Below are 3885 nucleotides of genomic sequence, written 5' to 3' on the forward strand. Positions count from 1 at the left end.
CATCAACGACGAGACCGGCATCGCGACCGACAGCGTGGAGCTCGACAAGTCGTTCACCGACGACCTCGACATCGACTCCATCTCGATGATGACGATCGTCGTCAACGCCGAGGAGAAGTTCGACGTGAAGATCCCCGACGAGGAAGTGAAGAACCTCACGACCGTCGGCGACGCCGTCAAGTTCATCGTCAACGCCTCGGCCTGACCCCGAGTCCAGACATCGGGTGGGGGCGCGAGCCCCCGCCCTGCAGACATCGGGTGGGGGCGCGAGCCCCCGCCCACTCTTACGGAGAACGAATTCGAATGACCAAGCGAATCGTCGTCACCGGCATCGGTGCATCCACCCCGCTCGGCGGGACCGCCCAGGACACCTGGACGGCTCTGCTCGCCGGCGAGTCCGGGGCCAACAGCCTCGCGCAGGACTGGGTCGCCCAGTACGACCTCCCCGTCACCTTCGCCATGGAGGCGAAGGTGCGCCCCGAGGAGGTGCTCGAGCGCGTCGAGACCAAGCGCCTCGATCCGAGTTCGCAGTTCGCCCTCATCTCGGCCCGCGAAGCGTGGGCGGATGCCGGTGCGCCCGACATCGACAAGACCCGTCTCGGCGTCGACTACTCGACCGGCATCGGCGGGCTCTGGACTCTCCTGGATGCGTGGGACACCCTCCGCGAGAAGGGGCCGCGCCGCGTGCTCCCGATGACGGTGCCGATGCTCATGCCGAATGCGGCGTCGGCCGCGGTGAGCATGGACCTCGACGCCCGCGCCTTCGCCCGCACCGACGTCTCGGCGTGCGCGTCGAGCACGGAGGCGATCGCGAACGCCTACGACCATCTCCAGCAGGGCCTCGCCGACATCGTGCTCGCCGGTGGCACCGAGTCGTGCATCCACCCGATCACCCTCGCGTCGTTCTCGTCGATGCAGGCCCTCTCGAAGCGCAACGACGACCCGACGCGCGCCTCGCGGCCGTACGACGTCAACCGTGACGGCTTCGTCATGGGCGAGGGCGCCGGCACGCTCGTGCTCGAGACCCTCGAGCACGCCCAGGCCCGCGGCGCGAAGATCTACGCCGAGATCGCCGGCGGCGGCGTGACGAGCGACTCGTACCACATCACCGCCCCCGACCCCGAGGGCCGCGGCGCGGCCCGCGCCGTCTTCGCGGCGCTCGAGCAGGCCGGTGCGACCCCCGACGACGTCACGCACATCAACGCGCACGCGACGAGCACCCCGGTCGGGGACATCGCCGAGTACAAGGCGCTGCTCGCGGTGTTCGGCGAGCGGGTGCACGAGATCCCGGTCTCGGCCACGAAGGGCGCCCACGGGCACCTGCTCGGCGGCACGGGTGCGCTCGAGGCCATCATCACGGTGCTCGCGGTGCAGAACCGCCTCGCCCCGCCGACGATCAACCTCGACGATCAGGACCCCGAGATCCCGCTGCTCGTGCCCACGAAGCCGCACCCGCTCGGCGACGGCCCGCAGCTCGCGATCAGCAACTCCTTCGGCTTCGGCGGCCACAACGCCGTCGTCGCGATCCGCTCCTGGGACGAGTAGGGGTTTTGTCGGGTTAGTTGCACATTGCTCCGTTCTCCGCGAGCAATCTGCAACTCCTGCGACATTCCGCGCGCGCGGAAGGGATCCTGAGGGATGCCGCTGCCGCGCGAGCGTAGGTTGAGAGCGTGACGGAGACCGGCACCTGGGAGACGATCGACGACCTCGACGCGCTCACGGAGGTGATCGGAGAGCCGCTCCCCCGCACCCGCGACAAGGCACGCCCCGCGCTGCTGCCGATCGATCGGGAGTGGCTCGCGGCCTCGCCGTTCTGCGTCATGGCGACGGCCGGCGCGCACGGTGTCGACGCGTCACCGAAGGGCGACCCCGCGGGGCAGTTGGTCCACGTGATCGACGACACGACGATCGCGATCGCCGAGCGACCCGGCAACCGTCGCGCCGACGGGTACCGCAACATCCTCGATAACCCGCACGTCGGGCTGCTGTTCGTGATCCCCGGCCGCGGCGACACCCTCCGCGTCAACGGTCGCGCACGGCTCGTGCGCGACGCCCCGTTCTTCGACGAGATGGTCGTCACGGGCCATCGCCCGCTCCTCGCGGTCGTCGTCGACATCGACGAGGTCTTCCACCACTGCTCGAAGGCGTTCCTGCGCTCGAAGCTGTGGGAGCCCGAGACCTGGACTCCGGATGCCGTGGCGCGTCGCGCGGTGATCGCTCAGCTGTGTGAGCGACCCGACACCCCGCTCGAGGAGCTCGACGCGTACTACGAGGTGTCGAACTACTCGAAGGGCCTCTACTACTAGGGCGCCGTGGGGGCGAGCCTGTCGAGGCAGGAGTTCCACCCGAGCTCGTTCTGCTCCGCCGCCTCGGGGTCGCTGAACCGCTCGTGCAGGATCGTGATCCCCGTGCCGCCGTCGACGGGCACGAGCGTCAGGGTGACGAGCGTCTCCTCGTCCTCGCCGTCCCAGCGCCACGTGTGGACGAGCCTCCCGGGCTCCTCGACCTCCTGGTACGTGCCGCTCACGGCCATCCCGACCGGGGCTGAGGCGATGCGGAACGCGCCGCCGACGCGAAGGTCGATCTCGACCGTCGTCTCGAAGCGCTCCGGCCAGAACCACGCCCCGAGGGCCGCCGGATCGGTGAACGCCGCCCAGACCTCCTCGACGGCTTTCGGCACGACTCGCTGCACTCGGAACTCGGTCACGGCTTCTCCTCCAGGGCTCTGCCTTCCAAGAACTGCTCCATGCGGTCCAGCCGTTCCTCCCAGAACGCCCGCTGCTCGTCGATCCAGGCGGCGGCCTCGGTGTACGCCTCGCCGCGCAGCTCGCACGTGCGCACCCGTCCCGACTTCCGGGTGTGCACGAGCCCCGCGCCTTCGAGCACGGCGATGTGCTTGCCGACGCCCGCGAGCGTCATGCCGAGCGGTCGGCCGAGGTCGCTCACGGTGAGCGGTCCGCGTCGGAGCCGCTCCAGCATCCCGCGCCGCGTCGGGTCGGCGAGGGCGCCGTACACGCGATCGAGAGGATCATTTACCACTCGGTAAAGTATTCCCGACAGGAACCCCGGACGCAAGAGTGCGGCTGTTCGCCCGATGGCGGGTTCGGCTCTGGGTGGAGTCGGGCGTCGGGCGAACAGCCGCGTTGGGGGGTCTGGGGTGTTCTCAGGTCACCGATCGGCAGCCGTCGTGGGCGAGGCACTCGCCTTCGCCGTCGGCACCGAGCGGCGCGAGGGCCGAGGTGTCGAGGATCTCGTCGGCCGTCAGGATCTCGGCGACTTCGGCCTGCAGGATCTGGGTGATTCTCGGGGTGCGCATGGCTCAGCCGACCTTCCTCTCAGCCGACCTTGTGCAGCCAGATCACGGGCGAGTCCTCCGAGGCGAGCCGGAACGACTCGAGCTCGTCGTCCCACGCCTGCCCGAGGGCGAGGCGCAGTTCGCGGTGAAGCTCGAAGGCATCCGATCCGGCGGTCTCCATCGCGAAACGCACCCGATCTTCGGGGATCACCATGTTGCCGACGGTGTCGGTCTGGGCGTAGAAGATGCCGAGGTCGGGCGTGTGCATCCAGCGGCCGCCGTCGGTGCCGAGCCCCGCATCCTCGGTGACTTCGTAGCGCAGGTGCTCCCAACCGCGCAGACCGGATGCGAGGGCGGCGCCGGTGCCCCGGTCGCCCTCCCAGAAGAACTCCGTGCGGAAAGAGCCCTTGAGAACGGGCTGCTCGCGCCAGTCGAAGTTGACGGCGCGACCGAGGGCGCGACCCGCAGCCCACTCGACGTGGGGGCGCAGCGCGCTGGGCGCGGAGTGGATGTAGACCACTCCGCGTGCGATCTTCGATTGCACAGCAGCCACTTCTCTCTCCATTCGTCAGGATGCGACTTCCCCATCG

7 protein-coding genes are annotated in these 3885 nt (G+C 69.4%); 3 read left to right on the forward strand and 4 right to left on the reverse strand.

Annotated features, from left to right (window positions below; genetic code table 11):
• Position 1: 1 nt before the first annotated feature.
• From ACO1X9_RS01200 to ACO1X9_RS01210, 3 genes are all read left to right on the forward strand, one after another.
• Positions 2–205 (forward strand): acyl carrier protein, encoded by a 204-nt coding sequence (locus ACO1X9_RS01200; protein ID WP_486349006.1) that lies wholly within the window; start codon positions 2–4, stop codon positions 203–205.
• A 98-nt stretch (positions 206–303) separates the two neighbouring features.
• A complete protein-coding gene (locus ACO1X9_RS01205) occupies positions 304–1545 on the forward strand; it encodes a beta-ketoacyl-[acyl-carrier-protein] synthase family protein (protein ID WP_486349007.1) in 1242 nt (413 codons plus the stop codon).
• Between the two features lie 125 nt (positions 1546–1670).
• Complete coding sequence (locus tag ACO1X9_RS01210) at positions 1671–2306, forward strand: MSMEG_1061 family FMN-dependent PPOX-type flavoprotein (protein WP_486349008.1); 636 nt, start codon at positions 1671–1673, stop codon at positions 2304–2306.
• On the opposite strand, the gene ACO1X9_RS01215 is transcribed toward ACO1X9_RS01210, so the two are convergent.
• From ACO1X9_RS01215 to ACO1X9_RS01230, 4 genes are all read right to left on the reverse strand, one after another.
• Positions 2303–2707 (reverse strand): SRPBCC family protein, encoded by a 405-nt coding sequence (locus ACO1X9_RS01215; protein ID WP_486349009.1) that lies wholly within the window; start codon positions 2705–2707, stop codon positions 2303–2305. The two genes, ACO1X9_RS01210 and ACO1X9_RS01215, sit on opposite strands and share 4 nt — an antisense overlap.
• Positions 2704–3039, reverse strand: a complete 336-nt coding sequence (locus tag ACO1X9_RS01220) for an ArsR/SmtB family transcription factor (protein WP_486349010.1) — start codon at positions 3037–3039, stop codon at positions 2704–2706. Before ACO1X9_RS01220 ends, ACO1X9_RS01215 begins: the two co-directional genes overlap by 4 nt.
• Positions 3040–3163: 124 nt before the next feature.
• Positions 3164–3316, reverse strand: a complete 153-nt coding sequence (locus ACO1X9_RS01225; RefSeq protein ID WP_486349011.1) for a hypothetical protein — start codon at positions 3314–3316, stop codon at positions 3164–3166.
• Between the two features lie 19 nt (positions 3317–3335).
• Positions 3336–3848 (reverse strand): DUF3145 domain-containing protein, encoded by a 513-nt coding sequence (locus tag ACO1X9_RS01230; RefSeq protein WP_486349012.1) that lies wholly within the window; start codon positions 3846–3848, stop codon positions 3336–3338.
• Positions 3849–3885 lie beyond the last annotated feature (37 nt).

It is taken from the genome of Pseudolysinimonas sp., assembly GCF_057350545.1.